We start from the raw sequence: 15,982 nt of genomic DNA on the forward strand, positions 1-15,982 counted from the left end.
ATGAGTTTGATTGCAATATGCACCTTGAACTTCGCCACCTCCGCTCGCTGAAGGCGATCCATGACACCGGCGGGCTGGCCCGGGCCGCCGACACGCTGAACATCACCCAGTCGGCCCTCAGCCATCAGGTGAAGGGCATCGAGGAGCAGGCGGGGGTGGAGCTGTTCGTGCGCCGCTCCAAGCCCTTGAAGCTGTCGGCGGCCGGGCTGCGGATGCTGCGCGCCGCCGAGCGGATCCTGCCCGAGATCGAGGCGCTGGAGGAGGAATTCCGCGGGCTCCGCTCCGGCCGGGCCGGGCGGCTGCACATCGCCATCGAATGCCATGCCTGCTTCGACTGGCTGTTCCCGGTGCTTGAACAGTTCCGCCGCGCCTGGCCCGAGGTGGATGTCGATATCCGCCCCGGCCTCGCCTTCGGCGCGCTGCCGGCGCTGATGCGGGAAGAGGTGGATCTGGTGATCTCGTCGGACCCCGAGGATCTGCCGGGGGCGGTGTTCCACCCGCTGTTCGACTATTCACCCACTTTCATAGCTTCGGCCCAGAACCCCTTGGCCGAAAAGCCTTTCGTGGTCGCCGAGGATTTCCGCGACCAGACGCTGATCACCTATCCCGTCGACCGCGGCCGGCTGGACGTGTTCGCGCAACTGCTGACCCCCGCGAAGGTGGAGCCGCGGGCGGTGCGGCAGGTGGAGCTGACGGCGGTGATCCTGATGCTGGTCGCGTCGAACCGCGGGGTGGCGGTGCTGCCAGACTGGGTGCTGCGCGAGGCGAAGTATCAGCCGGATTATGTGACGCGGAAGGTGACGGAGGCCGGGCTGACCAAGCGGCTCTATGCGGCGACGCGGGCGGTGGATGCGCCGCTGCCGTTCATGGCGCATGTGCTGCGGCTGGCGCGGACGGAGCCGTTGAAGCTGCAGCGGGGGTGACCCGGCAGGTGTGCTTGTGGCCGGCGCCGGGGGGCCGTCTGCCCCGCGCCATTGACCAGAAGCGGGGGGCCTTCTGCCCCCCGCGCCCCCCGAGGATATTTGGAAAAGGCAAAGGGGAGGGGCGCGCCGAGCGGGGCCTGGCCGGCTGTGACGGGTACAATTGCGCGGGTGACGGGGGTGGCGCGGAGGTCTAAGCCTTGCGGGCGCCGCGAACCGCGAGAGATCCCATGACTGCTGCTTCCCCCTCTGCTCCCCCCTTGCCGCAGCCCGGCGCGGCGGGGGCCACGGTATTCCCGATCCTGCTGGCGATCAGCCTGTGCCACATGCTCAACGACATCATGCAGTCGTTGCTGGCGGCGCTCTATCCGATGCTGAAGGAAGACTTCGCGCTGGATTACTGGCAGATCGGGCTGCTGACGATGGCGTTTCAGGTGACGGCATCCCTGCTGCAGCCGGCCATCGGCATCTACACCGACAAGCATCCGCAGCCCTGGTCGCTGCCGGTGGCAATGGCATTGACGTTCTGCGGCCTCTTGCTGCTGGCCTTCGCGCCCAGCTACCCGCTGCTGATCTGCGGCGCGGCGCTGATCGGGATCGGCTCGGCGATCTTCCACCCGGAATCCTCGCGCGTGGCGCGGATGGCCTCGGGCGGGCGGTTCGGGATGGCGCAATCGGTGTTTCAGGTAGGTGGCAATTTCGGAACCTCGCTGGGGCCGCTGCTGGCGGCGTTCATCGTGGTGCCGCTTGGCCGGCCGAGCGTGGCGCTGTTTTGCGTGCTTGCGGCTGCCGGGATGATCATCCTGGGCCGCGTCGGGCGCTGGTACGGGCGCACGCTGGCGGCGGCAAGCCGGCGCGCGGCCGACCGCACGCTGCCCCTGCCGCGCAAGACGGTGATCGTGGCGCTGGTGGTGCTGGCCTTCCTGACCTTCACCAAGAACATCTACATGGCCAGCATCTCGAGCTATTACACCTTCTACCTGATCGAGAGTTTCGGGCTGGGGACCCAGCAATCGCAGCTGATGCTGTTCCTGTTCCTGGGCGCCGCTGCAGCGGGCACGATCCTCGGCGGCCCGGCTGCCGACCGGTTCGGGCCGATGCCGGTGATCTGGGTGTCGATCCTCGGCGTGCTGCCCTTCACGCTGGCGCTGCCGCATGTCGGGCTGGTCGGCAGCGGTGTTCTGTCGATCTTCATCGGGCTGATCCTCGCCTCGGCCTTTTCCGCCATCGTGGTGTTCGCGCAGGAGCTGGTGCCGGGCCGGGTGGGGATGGTGGCGGGGATCTTCTTTGGCTTCGCCTTCGGCATGGGCGGCATTGCCGCCGCGGTGCTGGGGGTGCTGGCCGACAGCCATGGCATCCGCTTCGTCTACCTGATCTGCTCGGGCCTGCCGGCGCTTGGGGTGATGACCATCCTGCTGCCGCGGCGCAGTGCCTTTGTGCGGGCGGGATAAGGCAGAGGCCCCTTTCCTTTCGCCGCGCCGGCTTGTATAGGACCGCGCTTGAACAAAGGAGCCTTCCGGCATGCAGGGCAGCGCAAATCTCAACCTGATGATCAAGGCCGCCCGCAAGGCAGGCCGCAGCCTGGTGAAGGACTTCCGCGAGGTCGAGAACCTGCAGGTCTCGGCCAAGGGGCCGGGCGACTTCGTCACCAAGGCCGACCGCGAGGCGGAGCGGATCATCAAGGAAGAGCTGCGCGGCGCGCGCCCCTCCTATGGCTGGGTCGGCGAGGAGACCGGCGAGGAGGCGGGCGAGGATCCGACCCGGCGCTGGCTGGTCGACCCCTTGGACGGCACCACCAACTTCCTGCACGGGCTGCCGCATTGGTGCGTGTCGATCGCGCTGGAGCACAAGGGCGAGATCGTGTCGGCCGTGGTCTTCGATCCGGCCAAGGACGAGATGTACCGGGCCGAGAAGGGCCAGGGCGCCTGGATGAACGAAAGCCGGATCCGGGTTTCGGGGCGCCGGCACATGATCGAGGCGATCTTTGCCACCGGCGTGCCCTTCGGCGGCCGTCCGACCCTGCCCGCCACGCTGCAGGATCTGGCCCGCCTGATGCCGGTCTGCGCCGGGGTGCGCCGCTGGGGCGCGGCGGCGCTGGACCTCGCCTATGTGGCGGCGGGCCGCTACGATGGCTATTGGGAGCGCGGGCTGAACTCCTGGGACATGGCGGCGGGGCTGCTGCTGGTCAAGGAAGCGGGCGGCTTTGTCGGCCCGGTGCGCGAGGGGCGCGACATGCTCGAATCCGGCTCTATCATCGCCGGCAATGGCGAGCTGTATGAGCCGCTGTGCAAGATCCTGCGCGAGCCTGCCTAAGGCCGCGCATCCGACGGGTGGTTGATCCCGTCGCTCCATTCCACATCGCCCAGATCGCGGGGGTTCAGGCCTTCGAGGCAGGCCACGTTCACCCCCAGCTCATTGGGGTTGGACCGGCGGCGGTGGTAGATGTAGATGCCGCAGACCGCGCAGAAATGGTGCTGCGCGGTGTTGGTGCCGAACTGGTAGAGCGTCAGTTTGTCATGCCCTGTCAATATCTTCACCCCATCCAGCGGCGCGGTCACGGCGATGGCACCGCGGCGGCGGCAGAAGGAGCAATCGCAGCGGCGGGCGGTTGCCAGCCCCTCCGGCACCAGCGTCACCGTGAACTGGATGGCTCCGCAATGGCAGCTGGCGGGGTGGTTCGGACGGATCTGCGGAAGGGTCATCTGCGGCGCCTGACGGTTGGGATGCGGGAGGGGGCGTAGGCGGTGCCGGGGTGCGGCGGCAGGCCCCGGGTGCGCGACCAGAAGCGGGGGCCGCCGCGGCGCAGCCAGAGCGGCAGGGCCAGCGCGAGGCCGGCGACGAAACCGCCGGCATGGGCCCAGTAGGCGACGCCGCCGGTGGCGGGGTCGGTGGCGGTGCCGTTGAAGAGCTGCAGGGTGAACCAGAGGCCGAGCATGACCCAGGCGGGGACAGGGAAGACCCTGAAGAAGATGATGAAAATCACCAGCACATCGACGCGGGCGCGGGGGAACATCAGCAGGTACCCGCCCATCACCCCGGCGATGGCTCCGGACGCGCCGACGGTGGGGATGTAGCTGTAGGGGTCGGCCAGCAGATGCGCCAGCCCGGCCGCGATGCCGCAGGCGAGGTAGAAGCCGAGGAAGCGGGCATGGCCCATCTCGTCTTCCAGATTGTCGCCGAATATCCATAGAAACAGCATGTTACCGGCCAGATGCATCAACCCGCCATGCAGGAACATCGAGGTCACGAGGCCGGACCAGCCATAGCCCTCGGCGATGAATCCGGGGACCAGCGCCCAGTCGGACCAATAGGCCAGCAGCGCCGCCTCGTCGGAAAACAGCGGCCAGGATTGCAGGAACACCGTCCCGTTCACCGCGATCAGCGCCCAGGTGACGTAGGCCGGATGGCGCGAGGGGTTGTGGTCTCGGATCGGGAACATGGCGGGAGGGTGGCGAGTCCGGAGGGCCGCGTCAAGGTCGGGGAGGGGGGCTGGAAAGCGTATGGAAAGGATATGGGAGGCGTATGGGTGGGGGGAGGGGTGGCTTGGCCGTCGCATCGTTTCACCCGCAGCGACCACTATCTGGGGTCTATTTCTCCTTGGGGAGTGTCCTCTGGATCGAATCGGCAAGGCGGCTTCCGGCGCCAACGATTTTCGAGAGCACCATGAGTTGCTCTTTGCAAGCAATGTCGTCTGTCGGATCGGGGTAGTTTATGCGATGATCTATTTCGCCCCAAATTTCCTCGAAAAGGGTCCTTACTTGGAGTTCACAGCAAGCCAACGCGTCGGGTCTGGGTTTGATTAGGTAATGAACGCTCGTATAACTGGTGTCTCTTTGTACCACTTCAAGATCAAAACCAGCAAAAAAACGAGACGCTTCTGGGTCCCAAGTAAACGCTTTGGGGGTCTCGTTCAGAGCCCAATCTCCGGCGGCAACTTTTGCGCGGATTGCCGCGTCAATTACTGAGAAGTCACCTTGAAAGATAAGGAGCAGGCGCACACCCGCCAAATCCGTCACTGTAGTGAACAGATTCTCTGGCGTTATTCCCCTTCCTTCCTCGTTCTTTCTGTCGATCTTTTTCCTGAGGCTGTCCCTGTCCTTTAGCCTCTTCTTAATAGAATGAATTACGCGAATGCGGTTCACTTGAACGCTGGGATGACTCGAAAAGAAACGATGGATGCCATCCATGAAAATTTCAGTATCGTCTATTCCTTCGGTATAAGCCCTTAAAAATTCCAGCCACTGCTCATCGGTCATTACACTGCCCTCAGGCGGTCAACAACATCACTTGCAAATTTCTGGTACGAAGCTTGGGTGGCTTCGTATATCTTTCGATTACCTCTGATGGTGGAGGCATCTTCGGAATCCAGAAGATCGCTAGAAGGTAGGCTCCACATCGGTAGATGGTACTTTTGTGCCATGCTTGGCAACGTGTTATGCCCGTGAATTACCGAGCCTCCTCCAATGCTCTCCCTCAGTCTGCTTTCTGAAATTTTGGCCATTTGACCGGGAGGTATGGCTGAGAATATGATATCCGGTATTTGCTTTGCGTAATTGTAGTGCGCCTGCGCAATTCCCATATCATTTGTGGTTTTTGAGCCTTGCAGTCGCTTTGCGTTGTAAAGCGTGAACCCAAGAAACTGCACGAATTGGCCGGCGAAGCTGTGGCGTTTGGCGTCAGAGAGGAGTGCAAATATGCTTTCGTACTGCCGCTTCCATAGTGAGAGCGCGGCCCCAATGTTGCGTATTCCATACACTGAAAATAAATCAGGATTGCCTGGGATAATGAATGCGTCTGCTTGGCTGAGAATGTTTCTGTTGAGTGCGCCCAGGGATGGTGATGTGTCTATTATGACAATGTCGTAGCCGTGACTTTTAGAGTAGTCCTCGGCCATCGCGCGAACACTCGTCGCGGTGCGGATTGCAAGTGGATCTCCAGAATAGACGCTGCTGAACCTTTCCGCAACCTTAGATTCGAAGGTGTGTAGTGTGAGCCGTCCGGGGATTAGGTCAAGATTGCGTTTAAGGGTAATGGGTGGCGGAAGAGATTTCAACTCCTCCGTCCCATCCTCAATGGGCTTGAGTGAGAAGTGGATTGATCTCGGATTGGAGATTAGGTTTCTAAAGGCGTTGTCCGTGCTTTTTTCACGGGCGGTCTTGAAGTCATCGATGAATGGATCTTCTGGAAGCCAAATATCTGCAATCACGCCTTCGTTTAAAGAGTAGACAGTCAGATTGCACTGAGGATCGAGATCGATCATCAACACTCTCTGACCTATTTCGGCCAAGGCGTGAGCCATGTGATAGGTGAGTGTAGTTTTCCCGACGCCACCCTTGTTATTAAAGACGGTCAAAATCTTCATGTAAACCCTCGATCTGGTGGTGTTTTATTGATGTGTCGAGCGTCGTTTGACTACTTCACTGCTGAACTTTTGCCCAAGTTGCTGAGGCTTTCAAGGTGATCTTGGGTCGCGCCAGTTAAATGTTTGGCTCATGCCCAAAAAAGCACTTTGGAAGGGGCCTGCGTTGCACCCTCACCCCGCCTGCACCAGCAACTCCGCGTTCCCCCCCGAGGCTGTCGTGTCGATGCACACATGCCGCTCCAGCAGCGCATGGGCCCGGTCGGGGGCGCTGGTAATCAGCGGCAGGATCGGGCCGGGGCGGGTGGCGAGGGCTTCCGTCATCGTCCGGGCCTGCGCATCGGGGCCCCAGTAGAGCACGCCGGAGAAGCCTTGCAGCCGGGTCAGGGCCTCGGGGAGGGTGCCGGGGGCCTCGACCGCCGTGCCGCCGAGGGCGCGGATGGCGGCGGCCTGGGCGGCGGCGGCCTCGGGCCCCGGGCCGGCGCAGAGCAGGGGGGCGCGGGGGTGGAGCGAGAGGCGGTTGGACTCGCCGGTGGGGCCGGGGAGGGCGTGGGTCTCGACCGCGGCAGCCGGGGCGGCGGCGGCGGTCAGGCGGGCTTGCAGGGCGGGCTCGGCTTCGGGGGCGACCAAATTCATCTCGGGCTCGGCCGCCACCTCGATCCGCGGCGCGGCGGTGAAGCGGGGCAGGTAGTCCGGCCCGCCGGCCTTGGGCCCGGTGCCCGACATCCCCTCGCCGCCAAAGGGCTGGCTGCCGACCACGGCGCCGATCTGGTTGCGGTTGACATAGAGGTTGCCGACCTGCAGCGCCGCCGTCACCTCCTGCACGCGCCCGTCGATGCGGCTGTGGATGCCGAAGGTGAGGCCGTAGCCGCTGGCGTTGATGGCGGCGACGACCTTTTGCAGGTCGGTCGCGCGGAAGGTGGCGACGTGGAGGATGGGGCCGAAGATCTCCTCTGCCATGTCCTCGATGCCGCCGATGCGCAGGATCGCGGGGGCGGCGAAGGTGCCTGTGGCGGGGGGGACGAGTTCCTTGATGAGGCGGCCATCGCTGCGGGCCTTGGCGACATGGGCGCGGATCTTGTCCAGCGCATCGGTGTCGATGACCGGGCCGATATCGGTGGCGAGGTGCCAGGGGTCGCCCAGGACCAGCTCGTCCATGGCTCCCGCCAGCATGTGGAGGAGGGGGGCGGCGATGTCTTCCTGCACGTAGAGGCAGCGCAGGGCCGAGCAGCGCTGGCCCGCCGACTGGAAGGCCGAGGCGACGATGTCGCGCACCGCCTGTTCGGGCAGGGCGGTGGAGTCGACGATCATGGCGTTGAGGCCGCCGGTTTCGGCAATGAGGGGCGTGCCGGGGGCGGTGGCTTTCGCCATGGCAGTGCGGATGGCTTGCGCGGTGGCGGTGGAGCCGGTGAAGACGGTGCCGTGGATGCGCGGGTCGGCGGTGAGGGCGGCGCCGATGCTGGCGCCGGGGCCGGGGAGGAGCTGCAGGGCGGTGCGCGGCACGCCAGCCTGGTGCAGGAGGCGGGTGGCAAGGTGGGCGATCAGCGGCGTCTGCTCGGCCGGTTTGGCCAGCACGGCGTTGCCGGCGGCGAGGGCGGCGGCGATCTGGCCGGTGAAGATGGCGAGCGGGAAGTTCCACGGGCTGATGCAGGTGATGGTGCCGCGGGCGGGGGCGGTGAGGGTTGCGCCCTGGGCGGCGTAGTAGCGCAGGAAGTCCACCGCCTCGCGCAGTTCGGCGACGGCGTCGGGCAGGGTCTTGCCGGCCTCGCGGGCGAGAAGGGCGAAGATTTCGCCGAAGTGATCCTCGTAGAGGCCCGCGGCGCGGGTCAGGATTTCGGCGCGTTCTGCGGCGGGGGCGTCCCACGCGGCGGCGGCGGCGAGGGCGGTTTCGGCATCTGCCTTTGTGGCGAGGGCGGCATGGCCGATGAGCGCGCCGGTGGCGGGGTTGTGGAGCGGCTGGGGAGCGGTGGCGGCGAGGGGGCCGGCGATCAGCGGGGCGGCCTGCGGCGCGGTGTCAAGGAAGGGCGTGCGGGCGGCTTCGATGGCGGCGAGGGTGGCGGCGTCGGTCAGGTCGAAGCCGCGGCTGTTGGCGCGATCCGCGAACAGGGCGGGGCCGGGGCGGATCGCGGGGTTGGCGGCCTCGGGCAGCAGCGCCTCGATGGCGGCAAAGGGGCAGGCGGCGACGGTTTCGGGCGGCACCTCGGCATCGACGATCTGGTGAACGAAGGAAGAGTTGGCGCCGTTCTCCAGCAACCGCCGCACAAGGTAGGCCAGCAGGTCGCGGTGGGCGCCGACGGGGGCGTAGATGCGGCAGCGGGTGCCCTCGGCGCGGTGGACGATGTCATGCAGACGCTCGCCCATGCCATGCAGGCGCTGGAACTCAAAGGCGGCGGGGTCGGCGGCCATCTCGAGGATCGCGGCAACGGTATGGGCGTTGTGGGTGGCGAATTGCGGATAGATGCGGTCTGTCATCGCCAAGAGCTTGGCGGCATTGGCGATATAGCTGACATCGGTGGCCTGCTTGCGGGTGAAGACCGGGAAATCGGTCAGGCCCAGAACCTGCGCGCGCTTCACCTCGGCATCCCAATAGGCGCCCTTGACCAGCCGCACCATGATGCGCCGGTCGTATTTCACGGCCAGCGCGTTGAGCCAGTCCAGCGTGGCCCCGGCGCGGCGGCCGTAAGCCTGCACGACGACGCCGAAGCCGTCCCAGCCGGCCAGTTCGGGATCGGCCAGCACCGCCTCGATCACCTTCAGCGACAGGGTCAGGCGGTCGGCTTCCTCGGCGTCGATGTTGAAGCCCATGCCGGCGCGGGCGGCGTCGCGGGCCAGCGCCTGCACCACCGGCACCAGTTCGGCCATGACGCGATGTTCCTGCGCAACCTCATAGCGCGGATGCAGGGCCGAGAGCTTGACCGAGATGCCGGGATTGCTGCGCACGTCGCCAGTCGTGCAGGCGCCCGCAATGGCGGCGATGGCGGCGGCGTAGCTTTTGGCATAGCGCGTCGCATCCTCGCCGGTTTTTGCGGCCTCGCCCAGCATGTCGTAGCTGTAGGTGTAGCCCTGCTCCTCCAGCTTTTCGGCGCGGGTCATCGCCGATTTGATGCTTTCCCCCAGCACGAACTGCCGGCCCATCTCTTTCATCGCGCGGGCGACGGCGGCGCGGATTACCGGCTCCCCCACGCGGCGGATCGCGGCGCGCAGGTGGCCGGTGACGCCCGGCTCCCGCTCATCCAGAACCTTGCCGGTCAGCATCAGCGCCCAGGTCGAGGCGTTGACGAGGGTGGAGGCAGAGCCGCCAAGGTGGCGCGACCAGTCCGACGGCGCGATCTTGTCCTCGATCAGCGCATCCATCGTGCCGGCATCGGGCACGCGCAGCAGCGCCTCGGCCAAGCACATCAGCGCGATGCCTTCGTCGGTCGACAGGCCATATTCGGCCAGGAACACCTCCATCAGCCCCGGGCGGGCATCGGCGCGGATGGCGCGGACCAGATCCGCGCCACGGGCAGCGATGCGGGCGCGGGTGGCGCCGTCCAGCCCGGCGCTGGCGATCAGCCCCGCCAGCAGCGGCCCCTCGGCTGCGAGGGTGCCAGAGTCGAGGCGGTGCCAGATGTCCTGCATGGGGGGATCCTGTGGAGCGAGAGGGGGATGGGGGGAGGCTTGCAATCGCGGCATTCTACCGGCAAATCTGAAGGTGGTTCGCCTGTAGACGACTAAGACGCAGGCGGATCGCCTGATTTATGAGAGTTTGACATGCCCAATGACCTTCCCGCCCTCGACCGTTTCGACACCGCGATTCTGCGCGAACTGGCGGCGGATGGCCGCATCGCCCATGCCGAACTGGCGCGGCGCGTCGGGCTGACAAAATCCCCGGTGCAGGCGCGGGTGAAACGGCTGGAGCAGGCGGGCTATATCGCCGGCTACCGGGCGCTGCTGAACCCGATCCGCATGGGGCTGGCGCATGTCGCCTTTGTCGAGGTGCGGCTGTCGGACACGCGGGAGGCGGCGTTGCAGGGCTTCAACCGTGCGGTGCGCGGGGTGCCGGAAATCGAGGAGTGCCACATGATCGCGGGCGGGTTCGACTACCTGCTGAAGGTGCGGACCGGCAATATCTCGGACTATCGCCGGGTGATGGCAGAGCGGATCTCGACGCTGCCGCATGTCGCCTCGACCTCGACCTATGTGGCGATGGAGACGGTGAAGGAGGTGGGACTTGCTTAAAACCGGGCCGTCAGCAGCACCCGGTCGCCGCCGATCAGCTGCAGCGCACCATCGGGGGTGAAGTCGAAGCGGTCGGTTTCCTGCAGGGCCGACAGGAAATCCGCCTCCATCCGCGTCAGCGCCGGGGGGCAGGCCATGCGGGTCAGCGCGGCGGGGCCGAAGCGCAGGCCCTCGCCCGTCAGTTCGGCACCGCCGGTGAATGTGTTGCAGCCGGTGCGGCCCGCAACCCGGCCAAGCGGCAGGAAGGTCAGCATGGCGGCGGCATTGTCGGGGATGCCGCGGCCGCCGATATCCTCGACCTGCCATGTGACGCCCGCCAGCAGCGCAGCGGGATCGCCGCCGCAGCCGGGCAGCACGGCATCGGCGGTTTCGACAGCGACCGTGGCGGGGAAGGGCATCCCGGTGGCAGCGTCGCGGCAAAGCTGGTCCACGACGCTGAAAGCAAGGCCCTCTGCCAGCACGTAACGCCGGTTGGGACCGCTGCTGGCCTCCGGCGCGGGCAGATCGCCGGTCAGGGTCACGGCGCCATAATCGCCGGTATAGGTGACGGTGCCCGCCTCGATGACGAGGCTCCAGCCCGGTTCGGTGCCGGTGGCGCGGAACGGGGCAAACCCCGGAAGCTCTGGGTGGCAGGCGGGCAGCGGCGTGCCGCGCAGGCTGACATTCAGGGTGTTGCCCTGAACGGTGGCGAAGGTGCCGGGGTCGGCGGCGTCGGTGAAGGTGCCGGGCTCGCCCGCCGCAAGGTCGAAATAGGTGGCGCCGATCCGCAGGCGGGCGCCCTCGGCGGTATAGCCAAGCTCCAGCCCCGCCTCGCCGCAGCGGAAGCGGGTGGCAAAGCCCATCGGCCGATGCGGGCGCAGGCGCAGGATGCCAAGATCGGTGGGGTCGGTGCCAGCAGGGATGGCCAGTGTCTCGCTGACCCACATCGGCGCGCCGCCGACCAGCACCGCCGCCTGCAGGGTCAGGGCATCGTCGGGCGCGGTCAGGGTGAAGGGCAGCGGCACCTGCGCGCCCTGCAGCGGCTGGCGCAGCTCGGCCACCAGCGCGCCGCTGGCATCGGTCAGGTCCAGCGCCAGGTCGGCGCCTTCCGGCAGGGCGATGCGCTGCGGATAACTGGCGCTGCCGGTCAGCAGGCGCTCGGCGAGGGCCGGCGAGGCGGCGAGCAGGGCGGCGAGGACGAGGGCTAGGCGCATGGGCGGGCTCTTGGGTGCGAGGCAGGATGTCGCAGGCATAGCGCGGGTTGGGGGCGGAGGCCAGCGGGGGGCTGGGTCGTATTTTGAACTGGAGTGTCCTGTCCGAAGCCATTTCCGAGTTCGACCTGCTTTGTTCGGGCGGGCGCTGGCCGGGCCCTTTGGGGGCCCGTCCGGTGCAAGACGCAATGTCACCGCGTGGCGAAGGCGATGGCCTTCGCCAAGGCCCGTGATGCAGCCGTGCCGACTTTCCCCCATCTTCCCTTCGGCATTCCCCCCCGCTATGGTCCGCGCCAGAGCCGGGATCTGCTGCCGGCTCTGGCGGCCCGCGTGGTGGAACGGTAGACACAGGGGACTTAAAATCCCTCGGCCCTGGCCTTGCCGGTTCGAGTCCGGCCGCGGGCACCAGCTGCCTTCATCCAAGCCCGGAAAGCCGTGCCCACACTGGTCGAAGCGGCCCGGCAGGGCGGCGCCGACCGTTCTGAAATCAGTTGCTTTTGGGCCGGACCGGGCCCATATTGGGGCGGCTACGTTATCTCTATCGATCCCTGTCTCGCTTCATCGGCTGCAGTCCTATCGATTTTGAACTGACAGAGCCGGGCCGTCGCAATGGTGCGGGCGGCATATGTGAAGGAGACATCACGATGGCCACCGGCAGCGTGAAATGGTTCAACACCACCAAGGGTTTCGGCTTCATCGCCCCGGACGGCGGGAAAAAGGACATTTTCGTCCATATCTCGGCGGTCGAGCGTGCGGGCATCCGTCAGCTGAATGACGGTCAGAAAGTGACCTTCGACATCGAGACCGGCCGCGACGGCCGCGAATCCGCGACCAACCTCGCGCTGGCCTAAGCGACACGATCGCTTGGCGCAGGCAGCGGTCGGGCCCCGGCCCACGATGCCAGCAAATCTGAACGGGGAGGGCACATGCCCTCCCCGTTTGCATGTCCGGCAGGCGGAGGCGCGCCAGCGCGGGCGATGCGAGGTTGCCATGCGGCAGTGCAGCATGGCACACTGCGCGCGACTGCGGCTTTGATGCGCCGCCCAACCAGGACAGGCGCGACCATGAGCAGCCAGGAAGATTTCCACGACACCACCACCTCGTTCAGCGCCTCCTTGCGCGCGACCATTGACGGGATCGGTGGCGAGACCATCACCCTGCGACGGTTGATCGAGGCGATTGGCGAGCAGGGGCTGCTGCTTTTGTGCGGCATCGCCTCGCTGCCCTTCCTGCTGCCGGTGTCGATCCCGGGCGTCAGCACGGTGTTCGGCGCGGCCATCGTGCTGGCGGCGCTGGCGATCACGCTGAACCGGCTGCCCTGGCTGCCGCGGCGGGTGCTGGACCGGGAAATGCCGTCGGAAAAGTTGCGGGCGGCGCTCGGGCGCGGGCTGGATCTGGTCGGCAAGGTTGAGCGTTTCGTGCGCCCGCGGCTGACCGGGCTGACCCGGGCCGGGGTCGTGTCGCGCTTCAACGGGCTGATGCTGATGCTGGCGGGGATCTTGCTGATGGCGCCGCTGGGGCTGGTGCCCTTTTCCAACACCCTGCCGGCGATTGCGGTGCTGCTGCTGGCGATGGGGATGATGCAGCGCGACGGCGTGATGGTGCTGGCCGGCTATGGCTTCATCGGGCTGACCATCGGGTATTTCGTGGTGCTGGCGCTGCTGGCGGTGCGCGCCGGGCAGGGGCTTGGCGCCGTTTTCGGCGGCTGAGGTTTCACGCGGGTTTGAGGGGCGAGGCCATACCGGCGCCCGGCGATCTGCGCTAGGATGGACGGATGACCCTGAATTCCTCTGATCTCGCGGGCGGGGCCCGCCCCCGCCGTGCCGCCTTCGTGCGCGATGGCTACAGCCGTGCCGAGCGGCTGAGCGATGCTGTCATGCATGTGTCCGGCCTCACCGCCGCGCTGATGGCAGTGCCGGTGCTGGTGGCGCTGACGGTGGTGCTGCGCGGCGATGCGACGGCGGTTGTGGCGACCTCGATCTACGGGGTGACGCTGGTGGCGATGATCCTGTTCTCGGCGCTTTACAACATGGTGCCGCAGGGCAGCTGGACGCGGGTGCTGCGCCGGCTGGACCATTCCGCGATCTACCTGAAGATTGCCGGCACCTATACGCCGTTCACGCTGCTGGCGGGCGGGCAGGGCTACCTGCTGGCCGGGCTGTGGGGGGCGGCGGTGGCGGGGACCGGGCTGAAGATGGTGTCACCCGAGCGGTTCCGCTGGCTGGCGCTGTCGCTGTATCTGGGCATGGGCTGGGTCGGGGTGGTCGCGGGCTGGGGCGTGTTCGCCACGGTGTCGCCGGCGGTGCTGATGCTGATCGTGATTGGCGGGCTGATCTATACGGTCGGGGTCGCGTTCTACCTTTATGAAGGTCTGCCGTTCCACAACACGATCTGGCATGGCTTCGTGCTGGTGGCGAGCGTGGTGTTCTACGCCGCCGTTACACTTCATGTTTTGGTGCCGGCGGCATAGGCCGCCGACACCTGGTCACGTTCTTGCGCCTGTGGCCTTAGCTGCGCACGCCCGAGAACCGCTTCTCCCAGTCCTCGCGCTCCTCATCCGTGATCTTGCGGAACAGGTTGTCCGGCGTGGTGAAGGCATGGCCGGCGGGCAGGGTTTCCAGCGCCGCGGCTACGTCACCCGGCCAGCTGCGGTCGGTGGTGCCCATCGCCTCCAGCATCACCGCGGCGGCGTCGGGAATGAACGGCTCCGACAGCACGGCGTAAAGCCGCACGAGGTTCAGCGACAGCCGCACCATCGCCGCCGCCCGCTCCGGCTCTGTCTTGACCACGGTCCACGGCGCGGCCGATTGCAGGTATTCGTTGCCGGCGGCCCAGATCGCGCGCAGCTCGGCCGCGGCCTTGCGGACTTCCATCGCCTCCATGTGCGATTCATAGGCACGGACACGGGTTTCCAGCTCGACGACCAGCGCCGCGGCGCGCTCGCCTGTCTCGCCGCCCTCGGGCACCACCTCGCCGTATTTCGAACGGCAGAACTTGGTGATGCGGCTGACGAAATTGCCCAGAACGTCGGCGAGATCCTTGTTCACCGAGGTCTGGAAATTCTCCCAGGTGAACTCGCTGTCGCTGCTTTCGGGGGCGTGGCTCAGCAGCCACCAGCGCCAGTAATCGGGCGGCAGGATCGACAGCGCCTGATCCATGAATACGCCGCGGCCCTGGCTGGTGGAGAACTGGCCGCCATCATAGTTTAGGTAGTTGAACGACTTGATGTAATCGACCAGCTTCCACGGCTCGCGCGAGCCCATGATCGTGGCGGGGAAGCTGAGGGTGTGGAAAGGCACGTTGTCCTTGCCCATGAATTGCACATAGCGAACATCCTCGGCGCCCTTGTCGGTGAGCCACCAGCGTTCCCAGTCCTTATCCGATTTTCCGGTCGCATCGGCCCATTCGGCGGTGGCGCCGATATATTCGATGGGCGCGTCGAACCAGACGTAGAAGACCTTGCCCTCCATCCCCGGCCAATCGGCGTCGCCCTTCTTGACCGGCACGCCCCAATGCAGATCCCGGGTGATGCCGCGGTCCTGCAGCCCGTCGCCGTCATGCAACCATTTGCGGGCGATCGAGGTGGTCAGCAGCGGCCAATCGGTCTGCCGGTCGATCCAGGCGTCGATCTCGTCCTTCAGCAAGGATTGGCGCAGGTAGAGGTGCTTGGTCTCGCGCACTTCCAGATCGGTGGAGCCGGAAATGGCCGAGCGCGGGTTGATGAGGTCGGTCGGGTCGAGCTGCTTGGTGCAGTTCTCGCACTGATCCCCCCGCGCCCGCTCATAGCCGCAATTCGGGCAGGTGCCCTCGATATAGCGGTCGGGCAGGAAGCGGCCATCGGCGATGGAATAGACCTGCTTTTCCGAATGCTCCTCGATGAAGCCATTCTCGGCCAGCTTGCCGGCGAAATGCTGGGTCAGCGCCCGGTTGCGCGCGCTGGAGGAGCGGCCGTAATGGTCGAAGGACAGCCGGAACCCGCGGGCGAGATCCGCCTGCACCTCATGCATCCGGGCGCAATAGGCATCCACCGCCTCGCCGGTCTTGGCGGCGGCAAGCTCTGCGGGCGTGCCATGCTCGTCGGTGGCGCAGATGAACATCACCTCATGCCCGCGGGCGCGCATGTAGCGGGCATAGAGGTCTGCCGGCAGCTGGCTGCCGACGAGGTTGCCCAGATGCTTGATGCCGTTGATGTAGGGCAGTGCCGAGGTGATCAGAATCCGTGCCATTGCCGCGCCTATCCTTTGGTGTCGCTGCGCGATTTACAGGCGTTGCGCGGGAAGGGCCAGAGGGTT

General features: G+C 66.3%; 14 protein-coding genes and 1 tRNA gene. 8 read left to right on the forward strand and 7 right to left on the reverse strand.

Features of this window, described 5'->3' with window-relative positions; genetic code table 11:
• Positions 1–17 precede the first annotated feature (17 nt).
• From GVY41_RS06265 to GVY41_RS06275, 3 genes are all read left to right on the forward strand, one after another.
• Positions 18–923 carry a LysR family transcriptional regulator gene (locus GVY41_RS06265; protein ID WP_161344318.1) on the forward strand — a complete coding sequence of 302 codons (906 nt, stop codon included), beginning with the start codon at positions 18–20 and terminating at the stop codon, positions 921–923.
• 227 nt (positions 924–1,150) lie between these two features.
• A complete protein-coding gene (locus tag GVY41_RS06270) occupies positions 1,151–2,371 on the forward strand; it encodes an MFS transporter (protein ID WP_161344316.1) in 1,221 nt (406 codons plus the stop codon).
• Positions 2,372–2,441: 70 nt separating this feature from the next.
• Complete coding sequence (locus GVY41_RS06275) at positions 2,442–3,233, forward strand: inositol monophosphatase family protein (RefSeq protein WP_161344314.1); 792 nt, start codon at positions 2,442–2,444, stop codon at positions 3,231–3,233.
• Here GVY41_RS06275 and GVY41_RS06280 read toward each other — a convergent pair.
• The 5 genes from GVY41_RS06280 to putA all read right to left on the reverse strand — a co-directional run bounded on the left by GVY41_RS06280 (position 3,230) and on the right by putA (position 9,900).
• Positions 3,230–3,622, reverse strand: a complete 393-nt coding sequence (locus GVY41_RS06280; RefSeq protein WP_161344312.1) for a GFA family protein — start codon at positions 3,620–3,622, stop codon at positions 3,230–3,232. The genes GVY41_RS06275 and GVY41_RS06280 overlap by 4 nt on opposite strands.
• On the reverse strand, positions 3,619–4,359 hold the full coding sequence (locus tag GVY41_RS06285; protein ID WP_161344310.1) for a rhomboid family intramembrane serine protease: 741 nt from the start codon (positions 4,357–4,359) through the stop codon (positions 3,619–3,621). Before GVY41_RS06285 ends, GVY41_RS06280 begins: the two co-directional genes overlap by 4 nt.
• Positions 4,360–4,507: 148 nt before the next feature.
• Positions 4,508–5,176: a RelA/SpoT domain-containing protein gene (locus GVY41_RS06290; protein WP_161344308.1), complete on the reverse strand. Its 669-nt coding sequence runs from the start codon at positions 5,174–5,176 to the stop codon at positions 4,508–4,510.
• Positions 5,176–6,282, reverse strand: a complete 1,107-nt coding sequence (locus GVY41_RS06295) for a ParA family protein (RefSeq protein WP_161344306.1) — start codon at positions 6,280–6,282, stop codon at positions 5,176–5,178. The genes GVY41_RS06290 and GVY41_RS06295 overlap by 1 nt, the downstream gene beginning before the upstream one ends.
• Before the next feature lie 171 nt (positions 6,283–6,453).
• Entirely contained in the window at positions 6,454–9,900 is a 3,447-nt protein-coding gene (gene putA, locus GVY41_RS06300; protein ID WP_161344304.1) for a bifunctional proline dehydrogenase/L-glutamate gamma-semialdehyde dehydrogenase PutA, read from the reverse strand.
• Positions 9,901–10,032: 132 nt separating this feature from the next.
• Here putA and GVY41_RS06305 point away from each other — a divergent pair, with 132 nt between their 5' ends.
• Positions 10,033–10,500 carry an Lrp/AsnC ligand binding domain-containing protein gene (locus GVY41_RS06305; protein ID WP_161344302.1) on the forward strand — a complete coding sequence of 156 codons (468 nt, stop codon included), beginning with the start codon at positions 10,033–10,035 and terminating at the stop codon, positions 10,498–10,500.
• On the opposite strand, the gene GVY41_RS06310 is transcribed toward GVY41_RS06305, so the two are convergent.
• Positions 10,497–11,693, reverse strand: a complete 1,197-nt coding sequence (locus tag GVY41_RS06310; protein WP_161344300.1) for an META domain-containing protein — start codon at positions 11,691–11,693, stop codon at positions 10,497–10,499. The two genes, GVY41_RS06305 and GVY41_RS06310, sit on opposite strands and share 4 nt — an antisense overlap.
• A gap of 321 nt (positions 11,694–12,014) precedes the next feature.
• Between GVY41_RS06310 and GVY41_RS06315 the strand changes: the two genes are divergently transcribed.
• The 4 genes from GVY41_RS06315 (at position 12,015) to trhA (ending at position 14,160) form a co-directional block, all read left to right on the forward strand.
• Positions 12,015–12,098, forward strand: a tRNA-Leu gene (locus GVY41_RS06315).
• 236 nt (positions 12,099–12,334) lie between these two features.
• Complete coding sequence (locus tag GVY41_RS06320; protein WP_066814430.1) at positions 12,335–12,541, forward strand: cold-shock protein; 207 nt, start codon at positions 12,335–12,337, stop codon at positions 12,539–12,541.
• Between the two features lie 213 nt (positions 12,542–12,754).
• Positions 12,755–13,399 carry an exopolysaccharide biosynthesis protein gene (locus GVY41_RS06325; protein ID WP_161344298.1) on the forward strand — a complete coding sequence of 215 codons (645 nt, stop codon included), beginning with the start codon at positions 12,755–12,757 and terminating at the stop codon, positions 13,397–13,399.
• Between the two features lie 65 nt (positions 13,400–13,464).
• A complete protein-coding gene (gene trhA / locus GVY41_RS06330) occupies positions 13,465–14,160 on the forward strand; it encodes a PAQR family membrane homeostasis protein TrhA (protein ID WP_161344296.1) in 696 nt (231 codons plus the stop codon).
• 37 nt (positions 14,161–14,197) lie between these two features.
• Here trhA and metG read toward each other — a convergent pair whose 3' ends face one another.
• Positions 14,198–15,916: a methionine--tRNA ligase gene (metG, locus tag GVY41_RS06335; protein WP_161344294.1), complete on the reverse strand. Its 1,719-nt coding sequence runs from the start codon at positions 15,914–15,916 to the stop codon at positions 14,198–14,200.
• Between the last annotated feature and the right edge of the window lie 66 nt (positions 15,917–15,982).

It is taken from the genome of Frigidibacter albus, from assembly GCF_009908165.1.
Taxonomy (GTDB): Bacteria; Pseudomonadota; Alphaproteobacteria; order Rhodobacterales; family Rhodobacteraceae; genus Frigidibacter; species Frigidibacter albus.

Excerpts from the sequence above, each read along its gene's own strand:
- GVY41_RS06270 (WP_161344316.1), top strand. The coding sequence starts at position 1,151 with ATGACTGCTGCTTCCCCCTCTGCTCCCCCCTTGCCGCAGCCCGGCGCG.
- GVY41_RS06290 (WP_161344308.1), bottom strand. The coding sequence starts at position 5,176 with ATGACCGATGAGCAGTGGCTGGAATTTTTAAGGGCTTATACCGAAGGA.
- GVY41_RS06320 (WP_066814430.1), top strand. The coding sequence starts at position 12,335 with ATGGCCACCGGCAGCGTGAAATGGTTCAACACCACCAAGGGTTTCGGC.
- GVY41_RS06310 (WP_161344300.1), bottom strand. The coding sequence starts at position 11,693 with ATGCGCCTAGCCCTCGTCCTCGCCGCCCTGCTCGCCGCCTCGCCGGCC.
- GVY41_RS06295 (WP_161344306.1), bottom strand. The coding sequence starts at position 6,282 with ATGAAGATTTTGACCGTCTTTAATAACAAGGGTGGCGTCGGGAAAACT.
- GVY41_RS06305 (WP_161344302.1), top strand. The coding sequence starts at position 10,033 with ATGCCCAATGACCTTCCCGCCCTCGACCGTTTCGACACCGCGATTCTG.
- GVY41_RS06275 (WP_161344314.1), top strand. The coding sequence starts at position 2,442 with ATGCAGGGCAGCGCAAATCTCAACCTGATGATCAAGGCCGCCCGCAAG.
- trhA (WP_161344296.1), top strand. The coding sequence starts at position 13,465 with ATGACCCTGAATTCCTCTGATCTCGCGGGCGGGGCCCGCCCCCGCCGT.
- putA (WP_161344304.1), bottom strand. The coding sequence starts at position 9,900 with ATGCAGGACATCTGGCACCGCCTCGACTCTGGCACCCTCGCAGCCGAG.
- GVY41_RS06325 (WP_161344298.1), top strand. The coding sequence starts at position 12,755 with ATGAGCAGCCAGGAAGATTTCCACGACACCACCACCTCGTTCAGCGCC.
- GVY41_RS06280 (WP_161344312.1), bottom strand. The coding sequence starts at position 3,622 with ATGACCCTTCCGCAGATCCGTCCGAACCACCCCGCCAGCTGCCATTGC.
- GVY41_RS06265 (WP_161344318.1), top strand. The coding sequence starts at position 18 with ATGCACCTTGAACTTCGCCACCTCCGCTCGCTGAAGGCGATCCATGAC.
- metG (WP_161344294.1), bottom strand. The coding sequence starts at position 15,916 with ATGGCACGGATTCTGATCACCTCGGCACTGCCCTACATCAACGGCATC.
- GVY41_RS06285 (WP_161344310.1), bottom strand. The coding sequence starts at position 4,359 with ATGTTCCCGATCCGAGACCACAACCCCTCGCGCCATCCGGCCTACGTC.